This is a genomic window from Ruegeria sp. AA3 (genome assembly GCF_056542905.1).
Window position 1 is genome coordinate 520,678 of the sequence record NZ_JBQGAQ010000001.1, and the last position, 21,130, is coordinate 541,807.

Annotated in this window: 21 protein-coding genes and 1 tRNA gene; 9 read left to right on the forward strand and 13 right to left on the reverse strand. The window is 55.0% G+C overall.

What is annotated here, in order from left to right:
- Window positions 1–12 precede the first annotated feature (12 nt).
- Window positions 13–1,017 (forward strand): GlxA family transcriptional regulator, encoded by a 1,005-nt coding sequence (locus tag ACR0JR_RS02610; RefSeq protein ID WP_010440177.1) that lies wholly within the window; start codon window positions 13–15, stop codon window positions 1,015–1,017.
- Between the two features lie 19 nt (window positions 1,018–1,036).
- Here the strand turns inward: ACR0JR_RS02610 and ACR0JR_RS02615 are convergent, their stop codons facing one another.
- Both ACR0JR_RS02615 and ACR0JR_RS02620 read right to left on the reverse strand, forming a co-directional pair.
- The gene (locus ACR0JR_RS02615) at window positions 1,037–1,459 is read right to left on the reverse strand and encodes a GNAT family N-acetyltransferase (RefSeq protein ID WP_319547185.1); all 423 of its coding nucleotides are present in this window, start codon (window positions 1,457–1,459) and stop codon (window positions 1,037–1,039) included.
- A gap of 186 nt (window positions 1,460–1,645) precedes the next feature.
- The gene (locus tag ACR0JR_RS02620) at window positions 1,646–2,740 is read right to left on the reverse strand and encodes a PQQ-dependent sugar dehydrogenase (RefSeq protein ID WP_480454903.1); all 1,095 of its coding nucleotides are present in this window, start codon (window positions 2,738–2,740) and stop codon (window positions 1,646–1,648) included.
- A gap of 170 nt (window positions 2,741–2,910) precedes the next feature.
- Between ACR0JR_RS02620 and ACR0JR_RS02625 the strand changes: the two genes are divergently transcribed.
- The 6 genes from ACR0JR_RS02625 (at window position 2,911) to ACR0JR_RS02650 (ending at window position 8,685) form a co-directional block, all read left to right on the forward strand.
- Entirely contained in the window at window positions 2,911–4,092 is a 1,182-nt protein-coding gene (locus ACR0JR_RS02625) for an ABC transporter substrate-binding protein (RefSeq protein ID WP_170470285.1), read from the forward strand.
- 129 nt (window positions 4,093–4,221) lie between these two features.
- Entirely contained in the window at window positions 4,222–5,010 is a 789-nt protein-coding gene (locus ACR0JR_RS02630; protein ID WP_480454904.1) for an ABC transporter ATP-binding protein, read from the forward strand.
- Window positions 5,007–5,837, forward strand: a complete 831-nt coding sequence (locus tag ACR0JR_RS02635; RefSeq protein ID WP_170778559.1) for an ABC transporter ATP-binding protein — start codon at window positions 5,007–5,009, stop codon at window positions 5,835–5,837. The genes ACR0JR_RS02630 and ACR0JR_RS02635 overlap by 4 nt, the downstream gene beginning before the upstream one ends.
- Before the next feature lie 85 nt (window positions 5,838–5,922).
- Complete coding sequence (locus ACR0JR_RS02640) at window positions 5,923–6,933, forward strand: branched-chain amino acid ABC transporter permease (protein ID WP_170778557.1); 1,011 nt, start codon at window positions 5,923–5,925, stop codon at window positions 6,931–6,933.
- The gene (locus ACR0JR_RS02645; protein WP_480454906.1) at window positions 6,930–8,243 is read left to right on the forward strand and encodes a branched-chain amino acid ABC transporter permease; all 1,314 of its coding nucleotides are present in this window, start codon (window positions 6,930–6,932) and stop codon (window positions 8,241–8,243) included. The genes ACR0JR_RS02640 and ACR0JR_RS02645 overlap by 4 nt, the downstream gene beginning before the upstream one ends.
- A 187-nt stretch (window positions 8,244–8,430) precedes the next feature.
- Window positions 8,431–8,685: a hypothetical protein gene (locus tag ACR0JR_RS02650; RefSeq protein WP_010440186.1), complete on the forward strand. Its 255-nt coding sequence runs from the start codon at window positions 8,431–8,433 to the stop codon at window positions 8,683–8,685.
- 44 nt (window positions 8,686–8,729) lie between these two features.
- Here ACR0JR_RS02650 and ACR0JR_RS02655 read toward each other — a convergent pair whose 3' ends face one another.
- On the reverse strand, window positions 8,730–10,277 hold the full coding sequence (locus tag ACR0JR_RS02655; RefSeq protein WP_480454907.1) for a helicase HerA-like domain-containing protein: 1,548 nt from the start codon (window positions 10,275–10,277) through the stop codon (window positions 8,730–8,732).
- A gap of 452 nt (window positions 10,278–10,729) precedes the next feature.
- Between ACR0JR_RS02655 and ACR0JR_RS02660 the strand changes: the two genes are divergently transcribed.
- On the forward strand, window positions 10,730–11,323 hold the full coding sequence (locus ACR0JR_RS02660; RefSeq protein WP_170470310.1) for an invasion associated locus B family protein: 594 nt from the start codon (window positions 10,730–10,732) through the stop codon (window positions 11,321–11,323).
- A gap of 49 nt (window positions 11,324–11,372) precedes the next feature.
- On the opposite strand, the gene ACR0JR_RS02665 is transcribed toward ACR0JR_RS02660, so the two are convergent.
- Genes ACR0JR_RS02665 through ACR0JR_RS02680 form a run of 4 tightly spaced genes read right to left on the reverse strand, consistent with a single transcriptional unit; the run spans window position 11,373 to window position 15,607 of the window.
- On the reverse strand, window positions 11,373–12,581 hold the full coding sequence (locus tag ACR0JR_RS02665) for a beta-ketoacyl-[acyl-carrier-protein] synthase family protein (protein ID WP_010440189.1): 1,209 nt from the start codon (window positions 12,579–12,581) through the stop codon (window positions 11,373–11,375).
- Window positions 12,582–12,589: 8 nt separating this feature from the next.
- Entirely contained in the window at window positions 12,590–12,847 is a 258-nt protein-coding gene (locus ACR0JR_RS02670; protein ID WP_480454908.1) for an acyl carrier protein, read from the reverse strand.
- 32 nt (window positions 12,848–12,879) lie between these two features.
- Complete coding sequence (gene lpxD, locus ACR0JR_RS02675; protein ID WP_480454909.1) at window positions 12,880–13,971, reverse strand: UDP-3-O-(3-hydroxymyristoyl)glucosamine N-acyltransferase; 1,092 nt, start codon at window positions 13,969–13,971, stop codon at window positions 12,880–12,882.
- Between the two features lie 34 nt (window positions 13,972–14,005).
- Entirely contained in the window at window positions 14,006–15,607 is a 1,602-nt protein-coding gene (locus tag ACR0JR_RS02680; RefSeq protein ID WP_480454910.1) for a L,D-transpeptidase family protein, read from the reverse strand.
- Between the two features lie 345 nt (window positions 15,608–15,952).
- Between ACR0JR_RS02680 and mepK the strand changes: the two genes are divergently transcribed.
- Window positions 15,953–16,522, forward strand: a complete 570-nt coding sequence (gene mepK / locus ACR0JR_RS02685; protein ID WP_010440193.1) for a peptidoglycan L,D-endopeptidase MepK — start codon at window positions 15,953–15,955, stop codon at window positions 16,520–16,522.
- A 126-nt stretch (window positions 16,523–16,648) separates the two neighbouring features.
- On the opposite strand, the gene ACR0JR_RS02690 is transcribed toward mepK, so the two are convergent.
- The 6 genes from ACR0JR_RS02690 to sufC all read right to left on the reverse strand — a co-directional run bounded on the left by ACR0JR_RS02690 (window position 16,649) and on the right by sufC (window position 21,089).
- A tRNA-Arg gene (locus ACR0JR_RS02690) sits at window positions 16,649–16,725 on the reverse strand.
- A gap of 55 nt (window positions 16,726–16,780) precedes the next feature.
- Window positions 16,781–18,001: a cysteine desulfurase gene (locus tag ACR0JR_RS02695; protein WP_480454911.1), complete on the reverse strand. Its 1,221-nt coding sequence runs from the start codon at window positions 17,999–18,001 to the stop codon at window positions 16,781–16,783.
- A gap of 13 nt (window positions 18,002–18,014) precedes the next feature.
- Entirely contained in the window at window positions 18,015–18,572 is a 558-nt protein-coding gene (locus tag ACR0JR_RS02700; RefSeq protein ID WP_480454912.1) for a Yip1 family protein, read from the reverse strand.
- Window positions 18,569–19,054: a YIP1 family protein gene (locus ACR0JR_RS02705; RefSeq protein ID WP_010440201.1), complete on the reverse strand. Its 486-nt coding sequence runs from the start codon at window positions 19,052–19,054 to the stop codon at window positions 18,569–18,571. Before ACR0JR_RS02705 ends, ACR0JR_RS02700 begins: the two co-directional genes overlap by 4 nt.
- Window positions 19,054–20,334: a Fe-S cluster assembly protein SufD gene (gene sufD, locus ACR0JR_RS02710; protein ID WP_480454913.1), complete on the reverse strand. Its 1,281-nt coding sequence runs from the start codon at window positions 20,332–20,334 to the stop codon at window positions 19,054–19,056. Before sufD ends, ACR0JR_RS02705 begins: the two co-directional genes overlap by 1 nt.
- Entirely contained in the window at window positions 20,334–21,089 is a 756-nt protein-coding gene (gene sufC / locus ACR0JR_RS02715; protein WP_010440203.1) for a Fe-S cluster assembly ATPase SufC, read from the reverse strand. The genes sufD and sufC overlap by 1 nt, the downstream gene beginning before the upstream one ends.
- Between the last annotated feature and the right edge of the window lie 41 nt (window positions 21,090–21,130).

Consider the following 21,130-nt stretch of genomic DNA (forward strand, 5'->3'; position numbering starts at 1 on the left):
GGACAGTTCGCCATGCAAGAGCAACGCCAAGTTGTCACCGTGGAAAATGACGCGGGCAAACCGCTTAATTTTGTGTTTGTCCTTTTGGACAAGTTTTCCCTGCTGTCCTTTGCATCGGCCCTCGACAGTCTGCGCATCGCCAATCGTATGGCAAATCGCGATTTGTATACTTGGACGCTGGCGGGTGAAGGCGGAGAGCTGGTGCATTGTTCAGCCGGAACCACCTTCAAATTGGATGCAGATCTTGAAGAATTGCAGCGTGATGAAGTGATCCTGATCTGCGGTGGGGTCGACGTTCAGGCGGCCACCACAAAACGGGTGTTGAACTGGCTGCGCCGCGAAGCCCGCAAGGGGCTGAAGATTGGTGGTCTCTGTACTGCTGCTTATACGCTTGCGAAAGCGGGATTGCTGGAAGGTAAACGGGCCACAATCCACTGGGAAAACTCTGATAGCTTTGCCGAGGAATTCGATACGGTCGAACTGACCAAATCCGTATTTCTGGTGGATGGGAACCGAATGACCACCGCAGGTGGAACATCGTCGATTGATCTGATGCTTAAACTAATTGCCGATGACTATGGTGAAGATCTGGCAAATGCAGTCGCGGATCAGATGATATATTCCTCAATCCGCACGGATCAGGACACTCAGCGTCTGTCGACACCTACGCGGATCGGTGTGCGTCACCCCAAGCTCAGCCAAGTCATCCTGATGATGGAAAAGAACATAGAAGAGCCGATCTCGCCTTCGATTCTGGCCAAGGACGTGGGCATGTCCACGCGTCAGCTTGAACGCCTGTTCCGCCGCTATCTTAGCCGTTCCCCCAAACGCTACTACATGGAGCTGCGCCTGCACAAAGCGCGCAACTTGCTGATGCAGACAGATATGAGTGTCATCAACGTGGCGCTGGCCTGTGGCTTTGCCAGCCCATCGCATTTCTCAAAATGCTACCGGGCACACTATAATACGACGCCTTATCGTGAACGTGGAGCGCAGAGCGGGCGATTGTCTGTTTGATCCAAAGACGCTGCCAGACCTACAGCTCTTTTTCGAAGTAATGCAGGTGCGGCCGAAGCATTGGTTGATCCAGATAGGTTGTGGTTTCGATCGGTTCTTCGAGCTCAACGAATCCGAGCTTGGGATACAAGCTTCGCATTTCGACATTTGGCGTCAGTGTGTCAGCGATCAGGCGCTTAAGACCCATATCGCGTGCAGCTTGTTCACGGGCCATGATCAGGGCGCGCCCCGCCCCGGTTCCTCTTGCTCCCTCGATCACAAAGACCCGCTTTAGCTCACCCGTTCGGGAATCAAACCGTTTCAGCATCCCGCATCCAATTATGTCTCGGGTTTGGTTTCTTGCCACGACCAAACATCCATTCGGGGGCAAATAGTCATCCGTATTTGCCCAGAACTCGGCCAGCGCGCTTTCAGGGGCAGCCGGATCTATCTCAAATCCCATTGCCTGCATTCTGACAACGATAAGCGCGTAATACTCTTTCAAGATCGAATTCAGTTCGCTCTTCGGCGGTATAGTGCTGCACAGTTCAATTACGAAGCCACACATTTGGCACCTCAAATCAACTGGCCACCGGGTTACTCAAACGCTCCGATGACTTGGAAAATTCAATAACTTCGTTGCAGGTTATCAGAGGCGCGACATCCTATAAACCGCGCCTTGCCCGACCGAAATGAACCAGATCGACCCATCGGACGCTTCTACGATATCACGGACACGTTCTGTTTCAGGACCCTTGATCCGTTCTACCTCGCGCAGTGGATTGCCCGAAAGCCGTGCGATATAGTCAAATTTCAAAGAGCCTACGAACAGATCCCCCTTCCACTCTGGCCAGAGCTTACCTGAATACACAAGCAATCCCGAGGGCGCGATAGACGGGTCCCAATAGTGTTTAGGCTGCTCCATCCCCGGTTTCGACGTTCCTTTGCCAATCTTCTGCCCCGAGTAATGTACCCCATAAGAGATCACGGGCCATCCATAGTTAGCTCCGGGCCGGATCAGATTGACCTCATCGCCCCCTTTGGCCCCGTGTTCAGACACCCAAAGCCGACCCTGCAGATCCAAGTTGGCTCCCTGAGGGTTCCTGTGTCCAAACGACCAGATTTCGGGCCGGACATCGGGATTGTCCACAAACGGATTGTCACGAGGAACTGTTCCATCTGGATTTATTCGAGAAACCGTTCCCAAATGGTTTGACCGGTCTTGAGCTGCCGGTCGATCCCCACGATCTCCGATCGTGACAAACAACGAGCCATCCTCGGCCTCGACGACACGCGAGCCAAAATGCCGACCCCCGGAACCGCCGGGCACGGCCTCAAAGATTATGCGCAGGTTGGTCAGGCGATCCCCGCTTTCGGAGAACCGCGCGACTGCAACTGCAGTACCCGCACCACCTCTTTGCGGCTTTGAAAACGTTAGAAAAAGCTCTCGGGTTTGACTGAAATTCCGAGCAATCGTGACATCAAGCAAACCACCCTGCCCGTTCGCGGCCACTTTTGGCACCCCTTTGACGCGCTTTGCCTCGCCTTCAGCGACATAAAGAAGCTCTCCATCGCGTTCGGTCACGATGAAACTGTTGTCTGGAAGAATGCCAATGGCCCACGGCGTGTCCAGGCCTTTCACGACTTGGTTGAATTGAATTTTCCCGACTGAAGTCTCGATAACATCGGACCAGCCGGACACCGACCAACAGGACAGAACCAGAACCGCTAAAATTCTATGCATCTCTACCCTCTTCTCAACAATACTTCGGTATTAAGGCTCAGTTCCCATCAAAGCAGATAGATTGTCTGCGGACAAAAGCACTTTTTTGTTAGGACTTTTCTTTTCCGAACAGCTTGCCTAGGGTCGTGCCCAGAACGACGACGTTCAAACAATAAATAGGGAGTAACCTAATGAAAAAGCTGCTTACCGCTACTGCAGCAACCGCCCTGCTGGCGGGAACCGCAATGGCCGACGACGTTAAGCTGGGCGTGCTGTTCGGCTTTACTGGACCGATTGAATCGCTGGCACCAGCCATGGGTTCGGGCGCTGAGTTGGCGATGGCCGAAGTTACCGAATCCGGGAAGCTGCTGGACGGCTCAACCGTTACCGGAACGCGAGCCGACACCGGCTGCATCGACAATGGCCTGGCGACATCGAACGGCGAACGCATGATCGCGGATGGCGTCGCTGGCATCATCGGCGGTGACTGCTCGGGCGTAACTGGCGCCATCCTGCAGAACGTTGCGATCCCGAACGGCATGGTCATGATCTCACCCTCGGCAACATCGCCTGGCCTGTCGACCATGGAGGATAACGGCCTGTTCTTCCGCACTGCCCCGTCGGATGCGCGTGAAGGTCAGGTGATGGCAGATATCCTTAACGATCGCGGCATCAGCTCGATCGCTCTGACATACACCAACAACGACTACGGCAAAGGTCTGGCAGACGCGATCCAGTCTTCATTCGAAGCTTCGGGTGGTGAAGTTACAATCGTAGCTGCACATGAAGACGGCAAGGCTGACTACTCAGCCGAAGTTGGCGCGCTGGCCTCCGCCGGTGGCGACATTCTGGTTGTAGCTGGCTATCTGGACCAAGGCGGTCTGGGCATCATCCAGTCGGCTCTGGACAGCGGCGCGTTCGACACCTTCGGTCTGCCTGGCGGTATGATCGGTGACTCGCTGCCCGCAAATGTCGGCCCCGACCTGAACGGCTCGTTCGGACAGATCGCCGGTTCCGGCGGCGAAGGTGCTGAGAAATACTTTGCCATGGCTGAAGCTGCTGGTTTCGACGGCTCCTCACCCTATTCGCCCGAAGCTTACGATGCCGCAGCGCTGTTCATGCTGGCCATGCAGGCCGCAGGTTCGACCGCTCCGGCAGAATACGGTGCAAAGATCATGGACGTTGCCAACGCTCCGGGTGAGAAAATCTATCCCGGTGAACTGGCCAAAGGTCTAGAACTGTTGGCTGCTGGTCAGGAAATCGACTATGTCGGCGCATCTGGTGTTGAACTGATCGGACCCGGTGAAAGCGCGGGATCCTACCGCGAGATCGAAGTGACCGACGGCGAGAACAAGACCGTCAACTTCCGTTGATCCGAACTTCATAGTCATAAAATCAAGCAGCCCGGGCCTTGTGTCCGGGCTGTTTCAATGACAAAAGGCCGCACCTCCCTTAAGGGGATATGACAACAAGAACGCCGAACAGGGCGGCAAGGGGAAAAGATGATCGTCGTCGAAGACGTGCACAAGCATTTCGGCGGGTTTCATGCGGTGGACGGGGCATCGCTGGAAATCCAAAAAGGGTCCATCACCGGCCTGATCGGTCCGAACGGGGCCGGAAAAACCACTCTGTTCAACGTGATCGCGGGTGTTCTTCCACCGACCAGCGGCAAGGTCTTCATGGACGGTGAGGATATTACTGGTCTGCCTCCGCATGAGCTGTTTCACAAAGGTCTACTGCGCACCTTCCAAATCGCGCATGAGTTTTCCTCGATGTCCTGCCGCGAGAACCTGATGATGGTACCCGGTGCGCAATCGGGTGAAACGCTGTGGAACACATGGTTCGGGCGTAAACGTATCGCCGATGAGGAACGCGCGCTGAAAGCCAAGGCCGATGAGGTGCTGGAGTTCCTGACCATCGAGCATCTGGCAGATCACAAGGCCGGTCAGGTCTCGGGTGGTCAGAAAAAGCTGCTTGAGCTTGGCCGCACCATGATGGTCGATGCGAAGATCGTGTTTCTGGACGAGGTCGGCGCGGGCGTGAACCGCACCCTGCTGATGACCATTGCAGACACGATCCTGCGCCTGAACAAGGAACGCGGCTATACCTTCGTTGTTATCGAGCACGACATGGATTTCATCGGCAAGATCTGCGACCCGGTCATCTGTATGGCCGAGGGTAAGGTGCTGGCCGAAGGCACTCTGGACGAGATCAAAGCCAATGAACACGTGATCGAAGCTTACCTAGGCACCGGCCTGAAGAACAAAGACAAGCTGGAGGCGGGCGCATGAGCGACAACCCCTACCAGGACGATAAGGGCAACAAGGACGCCTCGATCACCAATACGCATGGTGTCGGCACAATGACCCCAGCGCATCGCAAAAGCGGTGAGACTCACCGAGTCGAGGGCGGCCCTTTCCTGATTGGTGACACCATGACCGGCGGCTATGGCAAAGGGCCGGACATCCTGCATGATTGCACCATCGCCGTTGACAAGGGTGAGATTGCGGTGATCGTGGGACCCAACGGTGCGGGTAAATCAACTGCAATGAAGGCTGTTTTTGGCATGCTAGACGTGCGCCAAGGGTCAGTTCGGCTGGATGGCGAAGACATCACCAATCTCAGCCCGCAGGATCGTGTGCAGCGTGGCATGGGCTTTGTGCCACAGACCTCGAATATATTTACGTCGATGACGGTCGAAGAGAACCTTGAGATGGGCGCTTTCATCCGTCGTGACGATTTCTCGGATACGATGGAGCAGGTCTATGACCTCTTCCCCATTCTCCGCGACAAACGCAATCAGGCCGCCGGAGAGTTGTCAGGCGGTCAGCGCCAACAGGTCGCCGTGGGCCGCGCGCTGATGACCCAGCCCAAGGTACTAATGCTGGACGAACCAACCGCCGGAGTCTCGCCCATCGTGATGGATGAGCTGTTTGATCGGATCATCGAGGTCTCGCGCACCGGCCTGCCGATCCTGATGGTCGAACAGAATGCCCGCCAGGCGCTAGAGATTGCGGACAAGGGATATGTGCTGGTCCAGGGGCGCAATGCCTATACTGGCACGGGCAAGGAACTGCTGGCCGATCCCGAAGTTCGCAAGAGTTTCTTGGGGGGATGAGGCCAGTGACAGCTACTCTCGTGTTTGATCACTCTGAAATCAGGTCGAAAAGACGAACGAACTTGGAAAATGAGGTAACGAACTAATGGACTTCCTCAACGCCCTTGTGGCGCTCTCCAACTTCGTCCTTGTTCCCGCAATCGCCTATGGCAGCCAGTTGGCGCTGGGCGCGTTGGGGGTGACGCTAATCTACGGCATCCTGCGGTTTTCGAACTTTGCCCATGGCGACACCATGGCCTTTGGTGCGATGATTGCCGTGCTGGTCACGTGGGGCTTGCAGGCCGCCGGTGTCAGTTTTGGGCCGTTGCCGACCGCTCTGCTCGCCCTGCCCTTTGCCGTTCTGGGCTGTATTGTTCTAGTGCTGATCACAGACCGGCTGGTTTATAGGTTCTACCGGGAACAAAAGGCCAAACCGGTTATTCTGGTGATCGTTTCGATGGGCGTGATGTTCATCATGAACGGGCTGGTGCGGTTCATCATCGGGCCGGATGACCAGAGGTTCTCAGACGGTGCGCGGTTCCTGATTAAAGCGCGGGATTTCAAGGCTTGGACGGGACTGAACGAGGGGCTTGCGATCAAGACCTCGCAAGCCATCACGGTTGTTGTCGCTGTGGTAGCTGTTGCCGCCTTGTTCTGGTTCCTCAACAAGACCCGCACCGGCAAGTCGATGCGCGCCTATTCGGATAACGAGGATTTGGCCCTGCTATCCGGCATCAACCCCGAACGCGTGGTGATGATCACTTGGATCATCGTCGCCGCCCTGGCGACCACGGCGGGTGTGCTTTACGGGCTCGACAAAAGCTTCAAGCCTTTCGTCTATTTCCAGCTTTTGCTGCCGATCTTCGCCTCGGCCATTGTTGGCGGACTCGGCAACCCTCTGGGCGCCATTGCTGGCGGGTTCATCATCGCGTTTTCCGAAGTAACAGTCACCTATGCGTGGAAGAAGGTGCTGACCTATCTGGCACCGGAAAACCTGGAACCATCAGGGTTGGTTCAGTTCCTGTCCACCGACTACAAATTCGCCGTCAGCTTCGCCATCTTGCTGATCGTGCTGCTGTTTAAGCCGACAGGCCTGTTCAAAGGAAAAGTAATATGAGCGAGCCCGTCAAAAACACACTGCTATTTGTTGTCGTTGGCAGCCTGATCCTGTTGACCGGGCTCACGCAAAGTTGGAACGCCGCGATCCTGATCCTGAACATGGGCCTGATCTCAGCCATCATGTCGATCGGAGTGAACCTGCAATGGGGCTTTGCGGGCCTATTTAATGTCGGTGTCATGGGCTTTGTCGCGCTGGGCGGGCTTGCGGTTGTTCTGATCTCGACCCCACCTACCCCCGGCGCATGGTCTAGTGGAGGATACGGTGTCATCCTTTCGCTATTGCTGGGCGCGGCAACGGTGGTCGCGGCCGTTATGGTCGCGCAGAAGATGCCGAAAGGGCGCACACGGACGTTTGCAATCATCGGCATTCTCGTCGTTGGCTTTTTCGTTTACCGCGCGATCTTTGATCCCAATGTTGCGTCGATCGAGGCGATTGACCCTGCTGTCGCAGGCAATATCGGCGGGTTGAACCTGCCGGTCCTATTCGCTTGGCCGGCCGGAGGGCTGCTGGCCGCAGGCGCGGCGTGGCTGATCGGTAAAACCGCTCTGGGTTTGCGTTCGGACTATCTGGCGATTGCTACGCTTGGGATCGCAGAAATCATCATCGCGGTTATGAAAAACGAAGACTGGTTGGCCCGAGGGGTCAAGAATGTCTACGGCATACCGCGCCCCGCACCAGTGGTGGGCTATGAGGTTGAGCTGCAGCAAGACCCCTCTTTCATCGCGCGCGCCGAATGGTTCGGGCTGGACCCCGTCACCGCCTCGACCCTATCCGTGAAGCTTGGGTATTCGTTGCTGTTCCTCATCGTGTTGCTGATACTGCTCTGGATGGCTCAGATGGCGCTAAAAAGTCCTTGGGGCCGCATGATGCGTGCCATTCGTGACAACGAAGTCGCGGCTGAGGCGATGGGCAAGGACGTCACCCGCCGCCACTTGCAAATCTTTGTTCTGGGTTCGGCCATCTGCGGCGTTGCCGGTGCAATGATGACCACGCTCGACGGGCAGCTGACACCAGGTACCTACAACCCTCTGCGATTTACCTTCCTAGTTTGGGTCATGGTCATCGTCGGCGGATCGGGCAACAACTTCGGAGCCGTACTGGGAGCGTTCTTAATCTGGTTCTTGTGGGTGCAGGTTGAACCCATAGGACTGTGGCTGATGAACCTGATTACCGCAGGAATGCCCGATGGCAGCGCTTTGAAATCGCATCTGATAGACAGCGCAGCACATATGCGGTTGTTCACGATGGGACTTATTCTGCTGATTGTTCTCAGATTCAGCCCAAGAGGGTTGATCCCAGAGAAATAAGCAAAATTTCGTGAGAAATTCCCCTAACGCGCCGTGATCCGGCGCGTTTTATTGTGCGGAAGATCAGAAAAGGCTAAACCTGCACACTGCGAACCACCACATCGCTGCTGTGCCGGGCTCTGTGCGAGATTGGCGCAGGGTTGTTAACGATCTGAACGTTTACCAGGATGAGAGCATCGACCTCGCTATGAACAAACCACTCAAAATATTCGCTATGGCCGTTCCGACATTGGCAGTGTTATCGGCCTGCGTACCCACGCCCGAGGAATTGGAAACAACCCCGGTTAAGGTGCAGACACCAAAAGGGGTCGTGACCTGCCAGCTTTACCGGCATGACAGGGTCAGCTGGGATCGTGCGATCGATTTCCCTGCCACAAAGATGTCGGTGCCCGAGGCAGACAACTACTGCAAACAAGAAGGCCTGCGCCGATTGAAGCGCTGACCGGGCGGCGTGCGACCTGTTGATCGCGCGCCTGATCCTACGTTTCAGCGATTGCGAAACAATCCGCCCAGGATGCCGCGAACGATACGGCGACCTGTCGTTCCTTTCAGCTCTTTGATCACGGCCTCGCTCATGGCCGTGGCGAAAGTATCCTTCTTTCGCGAGACACGCGAAGAAGAGCGCCCGACACGACTGCCCGAATATCTGCGGGCCGAGGCATATTCCCGTTCCATCGGGCTCTGCTGCTCCAAAACTTCATCGGATTCGGCCTGTTCAGCCGCGTTGGCCGCCGCATTGGCTCGGGCCTGCAGTATCTCAAAGGCAGACTTGCGATCGATCCGGGTGCCGTATTTGGCACCCATCGGAGACGCTTCGATGAACGATTGACGCTCAGCCTTGGTTATCGGACCAAGTTGAGAACCCGGCGGTCGGATAAGGGTACGTTCGACGACACCCGGGACCCCTTTTTTTTGCAGCATCGAGGTTACCGCCTCGCCCACGCCGACTTCACGAATGGCGACCTCGGTATCGAAAGCCGGATTCTCGCGATAGGTCTCTGCCGCCAGACGCAGGTTTTTTCGGTCGCGTGCGGTAAATGCTCGCAGCGCATGCTGGATCCGATTGCCCAGCTGGCCGAGGATATCTTCGGGAATGTCGGCTGGGTTTTGCGAGATAAAGTATACGCCCACACCTTTCGACCGGATAAGCCGCGCCACTTGTTCGACCTTGTCCACCAGTACTTTCGGAGCGTCCTCGAACAGCAAATGCGCCTCGTCAAAGAAGAACACCAGCTTGGGTTTTTCCGGATCACCAACTTCGGGCAATTCCTCGAAGAGTTCACTGAGCAACCATAACAAGAAAGTCGCATATAGACGCGGAGAACCCATCAATTTGTCCGAGGCCAGGATGTTCACCATACCTTGCCCGCTTTCGTCAGTTTGCATCAGATCTGAAAGTTCCAGCGCAGGCTCACCGAACAGGTTCGTGCCGCCCTGATTTTCAAGCACCAGCAAACGCCGCTGAATGGCACCAATCGATGCCGTGGAAACGTTGCCATATCGTAGCGACAGCTGGGCTCGGTTTTCGCCAATCCAGACCAGCAATGCCTGCAGGTCTTTCAAGTCCAGCAGCGGCATGCCCTCTTCATCCGCGACCCTAAAGGCGATATTCAGAATACCTTCCTGCGCCTCGCTAAGCTCCATCAGTCTGGATAACAGCAGCGGGCCCATCTCTGTCACGGTCGTTCGGACGGGATGGCCTTGTTCACCGAACAGGTCCCAAAAAGTAACCGGGCACGCGGTGTACGAGAATCTATCGAACCCGATCTTTGCAGCGCGGTCCTGAAAGGCTTGATGCAGCTTGTGACTTTCGCTTCCGGGCAGCGCCAATCCCGACAAGTCACCTTTGACATCGGACAGAAACACCGGAACACCGGCTTGCGAAAATCCTTCGGCCAGAATTTGCAGCGTTACCGTCTTACCTGTTCCGGTCGCGCCGGCGATGAGACCGTGGCGGTTCGCGTATTTTAATGACAACCCCTGTGCCACTGAGTATCCATCACCGCCGCCGCCTACGAATATTTTGTTGTCCATTAAGAAACTGCCCTGAATTCTACCGATCTGCTGCAAGCATACAAAGTTAACCTTTCGCTGCGAGAGTAAATGTTGCTCATCGTGGTCTGACTGCGGTGGCAAACTTCCTCCCTGTCGACTGGCCGTGCCTTCGGGCACGGCTTTTTTATGAATTCTGACCAAATCCAACGATATCGGTTCTTTTTTTGGGGGTTAGCAGTTGACCGATGGGTTTCGCTTTCGTAACGTCTGCGCATAACTAAGTCGGCCAGTCCGACGGGGAGAAAAATTCAAGAAGGGAGCCGCTCCACCGGCTCCCTTTTTCATTGCCTGTTCACTGCTTAATTTGCTGTGTTTGGCGCGTATCGGCAAAAAATTGAGTAATTTGCAGACCGTCGTTCGGATTGTTCCTGACACCGCCCTACAACAATGTTAGACGAGGCAAAAAGCTGGATCATCAAGATGAGGCATTTATGATCAGGAAATTGGCACCCCTTAGCATCGTGGCGGCAGGACTTTTCTGCACCACGGCCCTGGCGCAGGAAAGCACCGACGCTCCGGAAACCGGGGCCGAGGTCGGTTCTGATCTGGATTTGGGCCAGACCGGTCCCCGGATTGGCGAGCAATATGAGAAAGAGCAATCGGGCGATTGGAAAATTTCTTGCATCAAATCCGATGCTAGCCAGGATCCGTGCGCCATGGTTCAGATTCTGAACAATCAGCAAGGCGATCCAATCGCCGAGGTGTCGATCGGCAAGTTGCCGCAAGGAGGTGCCGCCGTCGCTTGGGCAAACGTCGTGGTTCCGCTTGAAACACTTCTGCAGGCTCAGTTGGCGGTTTCAATCGATGGTGCGCCGCGCAAGTTGTATAACTATCACCACTGTGTCCCGGTAGGATGTCTTGCGCAACTAGGACTGACTCAGGGCGATATCGATGCCATGAGATCGGGATCCACTGCAGTGCTCTCGCTGGTCCCAGCCCGCCTGCCGGATCAGGTGCTGAACATGGAGATGTCGCTAAGCGGTTTCACCGCAGCATTTGATGGCCTGACTGAGTCAGCAAACTGATACCGAATTTAGCTAAAACCCGGGCCGTTGCTTAACAGCGACGGCTTTTTCATATCCGCTTTAGCGCGAGAACGGCATTCAATCCGCCAAAGGCAAACGCGTTGCTAAGTGCGACATCGACCTTCGCCTCACGCGCTTCGTTCGGCACCACATCGAGTGCACATTCGGGGTCAGGCTCTTCATAGCCGATAGTCGGGGCGACAATTCCGTCGCGTAAGGCCATGATACAGGCCAGCAACTCGACCGCGCCAGTTCCACCAATCAAATGACCATGCATTGATTTGGTGGACGAGATCATGAGGTCGTCTGCATGAGGGCCAAATACATCAGCAACCGCAGCGCATTCGGTTTTGTCATTTGCAGCCGTGCCAGTGCCATGCGCGTTGATATACCCCACGTCACTGGCGTTTAATTTTGCATCAGCCAAGGCACCGGCCATCGCACGAGAAGCCCCTTGTTTGCTTGGCATAACGATGTCAGCCGCATCTGAAGACATGGCAAAGCCCACGACTTCGCACAGGATTTCAGCGCCACGCGCACGCGCATGTTCATATTCCTCGAAGACAAAGACACCCGCACCTTCGCCTTGCACCATCCCGTTTCGGTTCGCACTGAATGGGCGGCAGGCATCTTTGGACATGACACGAAGCCCTTCCCACGCCTTAACACCGCCAAAGCACAGCATCGATTCCGACCCGCCAGTTACCATGGCTGGTGCAGCCCCACTGCGCACCATCTGAAATGCCTGTGCCATGGCATGATTCGATGATGCACAAGCGGTCGACACCGTGAAGCTGGGGCCTTTTAGGTTGTGTTCCATCGAAACGTGGCTGGCTGCTGCGTTGTTCATCAATTTGGGGACAACAAATGGATGCACCCTGTTTTTACCGTCCTCGTAGACCGAACGGTAGTTGTCATCCCAGGTTGAAACACCGCCCCCGGCGGTTCCCAAAACAACGCCTGACCGTGCCGCGGTATCGCCCGAGAACACAATGCCTGACTGGTCAATCGCCTCTTTGGCAGCTGTCAGCGTGAACTGTGTGAACCGATCATACAGCGTCATCTGCTGACGATTGAACCGCCCCTCAGCCTCAAAACCGCGCACTTGCCCGCCGATCTTGATCGACAACCGGTCTACATCACGGAACTCAAGATCTGAGATACCGCATCGGCCTTCACGCATGGCTTCCAGCGTATCGGGGACAGAATGACCCAGCGAATTGATGGTGCCCGCACCCGTAATGACGACGCGTCTCATACCGGAGGTCAGACCTTTTCCGATACAAGTTTTTCTATGCCCGCAATAATCGCGGCCACGTTTGAAATATCGAAATCACTCGCGGTGGGTTCGTTCGCGTTGAAGGGCACCGTGATATCAAACTCTTCTTCGATGGCAAAGATGCTCTCAACCAAACCCAGGCTATCGATGCCCAAATCCTCGAGCGTGCTGTCGGGCGCCACATCCGAAGGCTCAAGCACGGCCTGCTCGGCAATGATTGCAATGACGCGGTCGCTGATGCTCATCTCGATCCCCTGGTTATCGTGTTGGGGTTGATTTAATCGCTTGGAGGCAGTTTGGAAACAGCCTTTTTCAACGCCTCAACGTCACGGGCCAAACGGGGCAATCGGCGTTGGGCTTTGTAAATCTCTGTGTGGCTTTCCATTTTGACCCCTGGATAACCCATAATCACGCGGCCAGCAGGCACATTCGACAGTATCTTGGTGCCTCCACCGGATATTACTCCATCACCGATAAAGATGTTGTCGGCAACGCCTGTCTGACCACCCAATACAACGTTATTTCCGATCTCAACTGAACCGGATACTCCGGTCTGACCACATAGCAAGCAATCCTGCCCCACGCGCGTGTTGTGGCCTACATGTACAAGGTTATCCAACTTGGACCCGCTTCCGATCACAGTGTTGCGGATAGTGCCGTTGTCAACGGTACAGTTTGACCCAACTTCAACATCGTCACCAATCTCGACCGCTCCAAGTGAGTGAATGCGCAACCAGCTCTGTGCCTTTGCATCCCCTTGATCACCAAGCGTTTTCCGTGCGTTTTCCGCGCCTGATACCTCAGGCGTGACGTAGCTGAACCCGTCACCTCCGATACGCGCGCCCGGCTGAGCCATAAAACGATCGCCAATCTGCGCCCGCGCCCCGATGCTTACCATCTCGCGAAGCAGAGCGCCTTCACCCAGCGAAGCGTCCATTCCAATCACGCAATGCGCGCCGATAACCGAGCCCTTACCAATCTTTGCCCGCGCTCCGATCACAGAGAGCGGACCGATCGATACGTCCTCTCCAATCTCAGCAGTGTCATCAATAACAGCCGATGGGTGGATCCCCGGTGCAATGCCCTGCCCGCGATCCAGCATCGACGTTATCCCGGCCATCGCCATACGCGGGCGCTGTACAAAGATGGCCGCCTCAAGACCCAATGCCCGCCAATCCGCCCCATCCCAAAGTACAGCGGCCCGCGCCGCGCCGTTCGCCAAGGCCTCGGCATATTTGGGCGACATTGCCATCGCCAGATCGGTTGGTCCCGCATCGCCTGGCTCGGCTGCGCGAAGGATCGTCAAACTCGTCTGACCCTCGGCCACAGCACCAAGAGCGTCGGCGATTTGCTGAACTGTGAATTGCATGCGGGCTTCCTCGTGGCGCGTAGTTGCCCCGTGATTAACCCTGAACGTCCGGCAGGGCTACCCCTGCCTTTTGCAATGCCTCCCAGATCTTACGATCACGGTCATATACATCACGGCGATATTGAACCTCACCCTTCGGTCCGACATAGGCCGTTCTGTAGATCAGATGCACCGGCACCGGGTTTTCAAGGTTCACCTTCGTCTCTTTTCCAGTGTTCAACACACGATGGAAGAAAGATTTTGGATCCTCTTCCTGTTTGGCCAGTAATGCATATGCAAACTCAAATGGCTGCGCCAATCGAATACATCCGTGTGAGAAAGCCCGAACCTCGCGCGCGAACAAAGATTTCTGTGGTGTATCATGGAGATAGATGTTGTGCTTGTTCGGGAACATGAACTTCACCAGACCCAGCGCGTTGCTTCTGCTTGGTGGTTGACGCATCGAGAACGGGAAGTTCCTTGCGGTGAACTGGGTGAAATCAACAGCGCCCCGGTTAACTTGCCGCCCCCCACGATCAGTAATCTGGATATGCCCCACTGCGTTCGGGTTAGCTTGTAATTTCGGCAGGTACTCTTTGGTGATGATCGAGCGCGGGACATACCAGCTGGGGTTGATCACCATATGCTCCATCTCGTCCGAAAACTCTGGACTACGGCGATCATGTGTATTTTTGCCAATGACTGCGCGTGTCTCGAACGTGACCTGACCGTCATCAACGATCTTTGCCGAAAAGTCTGCCTGATTCACCAGAATGTGGCGCTCACCACGTTCTTCGGGCAACCAACGCTCACGTTCCAAAGCAACGTAAACCGCTTTCAGACGGTCGGATATCGGCCGATTGATCTCGGTGATGGTTCCATTACCTGCTACGCCATCCGGTTCAAGCCCATGTGCGGTTTGAAACGCCTGAACGGCAGCAAGCAACACGTCATCATAGTTGGGGCTTGCAGTGGGTTTCAAATAACCCATAGCAACCAACCGATTGCGCAATTTGATAACATTCGCGCCTGTGTCTCCGCTCTCAAGCTTTGTGACAGGAACGGTCTCACCCCACCCGCCCTGTTCGATCAGCGTTTCGAGCGCAATTTTCTGCTTCATCAAAGCGCGATACTGGCGTGATTGAGGCATAATCTCACGGAAGTACTCATCACCATCGCCGGCAACAAGACGCTTCAGGTGTTCTTGCGTACTGCGCCGTTCAACATCCCGTACAAGGCCAGCATCGATTTGCGAAGGTGAAGTAACACCGGATTGTATATCGTTGGCATATTTAGAAAAAACTTGACTTAGCTCAGCCTCGATCAAACCTAAATCACGGGTTGTTCTGGCGTCCTGCATCTTCGCGATCAATGCTGAGACATCATAGCGCGCGCGTGGAAGCCCATGCATGTCGATTGTTGATAAAGCCTTGATCAAGGCAGCGCGCCGCGCTTCATGTTCAGGAGTGCTGCCTACCCACACCGGATCAAACGCATTTTTTCGGTAGAATTCAGCGATCGCAGTGTTTGAAATCGTGCTTTCAGCCACCGCCATCTGGAAGGCGGTGCCAGATGTCCCCGCCAATGCGACAGAAGCTGAAACTGCCACAAAGGTAGCTGCAAATACACTAGAACGAGCGCGAGAAACAAACGACATCAGATAGCCTTGGTTATTCAATGATTTGCCGCAAAATTTCTACGGCGTTTAGAAATAATGTTTGGAGGCGCAGTCAATGTCTATTCACAAATATATCAATTAGCCTCTTCTTTTTACCGTGATGCGTGTTTGCATCGTTGGAACTTGGATTGCAGAATTATCATGCATGTTTGCATCAGTTGCGCAAAAAACTGCCGAAAATTCCCCCTTGATTAAGGCGCAGGCAAAGACTCCTTGGCGGATGATTCCGACTGTGCAATAAATCCCGCATCTGGGATGGGATAAAAATTAATACAGCGCGCGTAACATCGTGTGCAGGCAGGAACAGTACGGGACGAAACTGAAATGACCAAGAGCAGTACATCGGGCTTGACCCGGCGTGCCCTATTGGGCGCATTCGCCGCAACGGCGGTTGTCGCGGCACCAACCTATTCCAAAGCAGCAGGTTTTCTTCGCGGCGGTGGCGACATTCGCCGCATTCGTATGTATTCGGGCCGCACCGGTGAGCGGATCGATATGGTATATTGGGTTGATGGAAAATATATCAAGGACGCGGTGAAAGAGGTTAACCACTTCATGCGTGATTGGCGCAGCGATCAGGTCAAGGACATGGACCTGCGCACGATCGACATCATGGCTGCGGCGCATAATATGCTGGATGTAAGCGAACCCTATATGCTGCTGTCTGGTTACCGCTCACCGCAAACCAATGCCATGCTGCGCCGTCGCTCTCGCGGTGTCGCCAAGAATTCCTTGCATATGAAAGGTCAGGCTGCAGACTTGCGTTTATCCTCGCGCTCGGTCTCGCAAATGGCGAAAGCTGCAATTTCTTGCCGCGCCGGGGGCGTTGGCCAGTACTATCGGTCGAATTTCGTGCATATGGATTGCGGTGTCATCCGTTCCTGGCGCGGCTGATTTAACTCATAATCCCGTACCATAATGTGAACCCCCTCAGTTATCTCTGATGGGGGTTTTGTTTTGTCGGCAGCAAGATTGCATACCAATCGCTACTGAGTGGAGCAAAAACAAACACAAGAGAAGTGGCGCACCTGAGAGGATTCGAACCTCTGGCCTCTGCCTTCGGAGGGCAGCGCTCTATCCAGCTGAGCTACAGGTGCGTTGGCCGTTAGCTACCCTCGTTCCAATCCGGGTGCAACTGCAAATGCGACCACATCAGGCAAACAGATCGTGGGCCAATTCCAAAGCATCGATCAGCGTGTCGACCTCTTCGGTCGTGTTGTAGAGGCCGAAGCTGGCGCGGCAGGTGGCGGTTACACCCAGATGGTCCATCAATGGCCCCGCGCAGTGATGGCCCGCACGCACTGCGACACCCTTTTTGTCAAGTATCGTCGAAACATCGTGGGCATGCCCTGCCCCGTCCAGCGTAAAGCTGAAGATTGCGGCCTTGTCGGATGTGGTTCCCTGAACCTGCAGCCAGTTCAGCCCGTTCAGTCGTTGCATCGCATAGTCGCGCAGTCCCGCCTCATGTGATGCGATGTTCTCCATGCCCAAGTCCATCATGTAATCCAGCGCAACGCCCATACCGATGGTCTGCACGATGCCCGGCGTTCCGGCTTCGAACTTCATCGGTGGATCATTGTAGATCACCTGATCTTTTGACACCTCTTTGATCATGTCGCCGCCCCCGATAAAGGGACGCATTTCGGCCATGCGTTCCGATTTGATGAATATCGCACCTGAACCGGACGGTCCGTACAACTTGTGGCCCGTTATCGCGTAAAAGTCGCAGCCGATATCCTCGACATTCACGGGCATATGGACAGCGCCTTGGCTACCGTCCACCAGTACCGGAACACCTTTGGCGTGGGCCGCTTGTGTGATCGATTTGACGTCGACCACAGTGCCTAAAACGTTTGAACACTGCGTCACCGCCACCAGCTTTGTCTTCGGACCGATCGCATCGATGACAGCTTGTGGATCAAGATAACCGGTTGCGTCCACATCAACCCACTTCAGAACGACGCCCTGCCGTTCGCGCAAGAAATGCCAGGGTACTATATTTGCGTGATGCTCCATCACGCTGAGCACGATCTCGTCCCCCGCCTGCAGATGCGGCATCGCCCAACCGTAAGCGACGAGATTGATCCCCTCGGTCGTACCCGAGTTCAATACAATCTCTTCCTCGTTCGAAACGCCCAGAAAACGCGCGACAGTGCCCCGGACGGACTCGTACTTTTCGGTCGCAAGATTGGACAGGTAGTGGAGCCCGCGATGAACGTTCGAATACTCATGGGCATAGGCCTGCGTGACTGTGTCAATAACAGCCTGAGGCTTTTGCGCGGATGCGCCATTGTCGAGATAGGTCAGAGGCTTTCCGTTGACCTGTCGCGACAGGATCGGAAAGTCGGCGCGAATTTTCTGTACGTCATACATGGACAAAGGTTCCCTATACAGGCGACAGCCAGAGGACAAACGGGATAGCCACGAGGCCAGACAATAGGATCACCAGAAACGATTTACCCAGCGATTGAAATCGATGCGCTTCGTTGAGGAAATGTAAGGTGATGTAGAGGCTCAGTACCAGCATCGCGAGGCTTGCCGGTAAGAACAAAAACGGCAGCACCGAGACCAATGTCAGAATGCTCGCCTGCCCGATAATCTGCAGGATCTGCAGCCAGACGACCAGAGTCATGAGGTCGTTGAACGACCCCTCTCCACCCAGTACCCGCCCTACCAAGAGGAAAGCAACGACGCTGATCAGAATCGCGGCAACTGATACAAACAAGGTCCGCGATAAAGGCTCGGCAATTTGTTGAACCTCTGGGTTAATAAACGGCATGATAAAGCCGGACAGAGTTTGAACCAGCGCATTCAGGATCACGGCAAGAAAGAATGCAATCCACAGCACGTCTGGACCAAAGCGCATCGCCAGCAATCGCTTGGCAGCCTCGGCCGGGTTTGTCAGGGTCAGGACGACCATATTCAGCAGCACGGCAGAGTTCATTTAATGGCCTTTTGCGATTGTCTGAGACCGGACAACCAGAACCAGGTAAAAATGGCAACCCATAACATTCCGGCTAACGTTTGTTCCGGGCCCGGACCGATAAAGCCCGCGACCAACCCGTTCAACAACACCAATGGGGCCGATGCCAACAACGCCCAGAACAACGCCAGCCTTGCGCCATAGCCGTTTCCACGGCCTCCAAAAACCCGCGCTACGAGTTGTGAGAGCCAAGCCAGAAGATAAAAGAACAGAGGAAGTATGAAGACCGAGCCCAACAAAGCGCCGCCCATGAGCATGTTCAGTTCCAGCCCCTCAATGTGGGCACGGCGTGCAAGGCTTGGCAATTGGGCGATGAAACCAACTACACAGAAGGCCATCACAAATGCCAGCGCACGATCTTCACGCGGGCCCATATCCAACAGGCGACGCACAACACGCCCCGGTCCGCGATACGTGGCAACGATATCTGTTGTGACGGACATCAGCGGCGGCGTGCCAGCCAATCTTGCAATCGTGTGACAATCACTTCGGCCAGAGCTTCATCTTCGATTTCCTGAACCGCTTCCGCGAGGAAAGCCAAAGTCAGCATATCCGTCGCCTCTTTGGTGGGAACACCACGCGATCGCAGGTAGAACAGCGCTGTTTCGTCAATCGCACCAGAGGTCGAGCCGTGCGAACAGGCGACGTCATCCGCGTAGATTTCCAACTCGGGCTTGGCGAGAAACTGGCTGTCCTCATCCAGCAGCAACGATTGGCTGATCTGATATCCATCGGTTTTCTGCGCACCCGCTTTGACGAGGATCTTTCCCTGAAAGACACCTGTTGCCCCGTTGCGCAACACCTTCTTGAACACCTGACGGCTTTCGCAATTCACCGCATCGTGGGTCACAAATACCGTGTCGTCATGGTGGAATTCACCATCTCCAACGCAAGCACCCGCAACATGGACCACGGCATCGTCGCCGGTAAGCTCAACCACCTGCTCGTTCCGCGTCAGAACACCGTTCACAGTAAGTGTGAAGGATTTGTACACAGACTCCGTTCCCATTCGAGTGAACATATGCGTCGCTGCTCGCCGCTGATGATCGCGACCCTGCGCGCGAACATGGTGCAGCGTACCGCCATCGGCGATATCGATCTCCATACATTTGTTAAAACGCGATGCGGCCGGGCCATTTTCAAGGATGGTCACCTCGGCACCGCTTTCAACACGAACCACATGATGCAGGATCGCATCCGAGGTTTCCGAAGCATGGCGATAGATCAGGCTGATCGGTTTGGCAGGTTTTCCGGTCACATGGATGGCAACACCATCTGACGCAAATGCAGTGTTCAATGCCGCCAGAGGGCGATGCACCGGGGTCTGACCATTTGCTTCAAGAACACCGTATAACTCTTTGGCCCAATGGATATCTTTGCAGCAAATATCTTCCAACCTGTCGATAGTGACACCCTCCATCGACAGTTCGTCTGACTCTTCAGGGCTAAATACACCATCGATGAAGACAATCTTCAGCCGGTCAAATTCGTTGAACATCGGCGCTTCGTCGTTCTGAAACAACGCCGCCGCGGGTGCTTGTGCCGAGATCAATGTATCGGGCTGGGTATACTTCCAGTATTCATCCCGACGCCCGGGCAGTCCCATTTCGCGCACCCGCGCCAAAGCAGCCTCACGCGCCTTACGCGTGCATCCCGCATCTGGCATGGTCAGAGCTGCAAGCCGCTCTTCCGTTGCCGTCTGTTTTGCTTGAGCGAGAGCCATCAGTTTACCTCGGCCAGAATGTCAGCATACCCATTGTGCTCAACTTCCAGAGCCAACTCGGGTCCGCCGGATTTGACGATACGGCCATCGGCCATGATGTGCACGACGTCTGGTTTAATGTGATCCAGCAAACGCTGATAATGCGTGATAACAAGGAAACCGCGCCCTTCGTCGCGCAATGCATTCACGCCTTCCGAAACCAGCTTCATCGCATCCACATCGAGCCCCGAGTCGGTCTCGTCAAGGATGCATAACTTGGGCTCAAGCATTGCCATCTGCAGTATTTCGTTGCGCTTTTTCTCACCACCCGAGAATCCAACATTAACTGGGCGTTTCAACATATCTGCGTCGATCTTCAGCGCCTTTGCCTTGGCGCGGATTTCTTTCAGGAAATCCGCTGCAGACAGTTCTTCCTGACCACGTGCCTTACGCTGAGCATTCACCGCTGTGCGCAAGAACGTCATGTTGCCGACACCGGGAATCTCAACCGGATATTGGAATGCGAGAAAAACGCCAGCAGCCGCGCGCTCTTCCGGCTCCATCTCTAGCAGATCTTCGCCCTCAAGTGTCGCGGTACCATCTGTCACTTCATATCCGTCCCGACCGGACAAGACATAGCTAAGCGTAGACTTGCCAGAGCCATTCGGCCCCATGATCGCATGCACCTTGCCGGCCTCAACCGTCAGATCGACGCCTTTGAGGATTTGCTTGTCTTCTTCCTCAAGTTTTACGTGCAGGTTTTTGATTTCCAGCATTTTTTGTCCTTTTGCATCTCGCAAGGGGCGCAGATTGACCC

What these genes read in the sequence shown, in the direction of transcription:
- ACR0JR_RS02705 (WP_010440201.1), bottom strand. Translation starts at nt 19,054, where the DNA reads ATGTCCGTCACAACAGATATCGTTGCCACGTATCGCGGACCGGGGCGT.
- ACR0JR_RS02670 (WP_480454908.1), bottom strand. Translation starts at nt 12,847, where the DNA reads ATGAGCATCAGCGACCGCGTCATTGCAATCATTGCCGAGCAGGCCGTG.
- lpxD (WP_480454909.1), bottom strand. Translation starts at nt 13,971, where the DNA reads ATGCAATTCACAGTTCAGCAAATCGCCGACGCTCTTGGTGCTGTGGCC.
- ACR0JR_RS02635 (WP_170778559.1), top strand. Translation starts at nt 5,007, where the DNA reads ATGAGCGACAACCCCTACCAGGACGATAAGGGCAACAAGGACGCCTCG.
- ACR0JR_RS02640 (WP_170778557.1), top strand. Translation starts at nt 5,923, where the DNA reads ATGGACTTCCTCAACGCCCTTGTGGCGCTCTCCAACTTCGTCCTTGTT.
- ACR0JR_RS02615 (WP_319547185.1), bottom strand. Translation starts at nt 1,459, where the DNA reads ATGGGATTTGAGATAGATCCGGCTGCCCCTGAAAGCGCGCTGGCCGAG.
- ACR0JR_RS02660 (WP_170470310.1), top strand. Translation starts at nt 10,730, where the DNA reads ATGATCAGGAAATTGGCACCCCTTAGCATCGTGGCGGCAGGACTTTTC.
- ACR0JR_RS02655 (WP_480454907.1), bottom strand. Translation starts at nt 10,277, where the DNA reads ATGGACAACAAAATATTCGTAGGCGGCGGCGGTGATGGATACTCAGTG.
- ACR0JR_RS02665 (WP_010440189.1), bottom strand. Translation starts at nt 12,581, where the DNA reads ATGAGACGCGTCGTCATTACGGGTGCGGGCACCATCAATTCGCTGGGT.
- ACR0JR_RS02680 (WP_480454910.1), bottom strand. Translation starts at nt 15,607, where the DNA reads ATGTCGTTTGTTTCTCGCGCTCGTTCTAGTGTATTTGCAGCTACCTTT.
- ACR0JR_RS02610 (WP_010440177.1), top strand. Translation starts at nt 13, where the DNA reads ATGCAAGAGCAACGCCAAGTTGTCACCGTGGAAAATGACGCGGGCAAA.
- mepK (WP_010440193.1), top strand. Translation starts at nt 15,953, where the DNA reads ATGACCAAGAGCAGTACATCGGGCTTGACCCGGCGTGCCCTATTGGGC.
- ACR0JR_RS02695 (WP_480454911.1), bottom strand. Translation starts at nt 18,001, where the DNA reads ATGTATGACGTACAGAAAATTCGCGCCGACTTTCCGATCCTGTCGCGA.
- ACR0JR_RS02625 (WP_170470285.1), top strand. Translation starts at nt 2,911, where the DNA reads ATGAAAAAGCTGCTTACCGCTACTGCAGCAACCGCCCTGCTGGCGGGA.
- ACR0JR_RS02700 (WP_480454912.1), bottom strand. Translation starts at nt 18,572, where the DNA reads ATGAACTCTGCCGTGCTGCTGAATATGGTCGTCCTGACCCTGACAAAC.
- sufC (WP_010440203.1), bottom strand. Translation starts at nt 21,089, where the DNA reads ATGCTGGAAATCAAAAACCTGCACGTAAAACTTGAGGAAGAAGACAAG.
- ACR0JR_RS02620 (WP_480454903.1), bottom strand. Translation starts at nt 2,740, where the DNA reads ATGCATAGAATTTTAGCGGTTCTGGTTCTGTCCTGTTGGTCGGTGTCC.
- ACR0JR_RS02645 (WP_480454906.1), top strand. Translation starts at nt 6,930, where the DNA reads ATGAGCGAGCCCGTCAAAAACACACTGCTATTTGTTGTCGTTGGCAGC.
- sufD (WP_480454913.1), bottom strand. Translation starts at nt 20,334, where the DNA reads ATGGCTCTCGCTCAAGCAAAACAGACGGCAACGGAAGAGCGGCTTGCA.
- ACR0JR_RS02630 (WP_480454904.1), top strand. Translation starts at nt 4,222, where the DNA reads ATGATCGTCGTCGAAGACGTGCACAAGCATTTCGGCGGGTTTCATGCG.
- ACR0JR_RS02650 (WP_010440186.1), top strand. Translation starts at nt 8,431, where the DNA reads ATGAACAAACCACTCAAAATATTCGCTATGGCCGTTCCGACATTGGCA.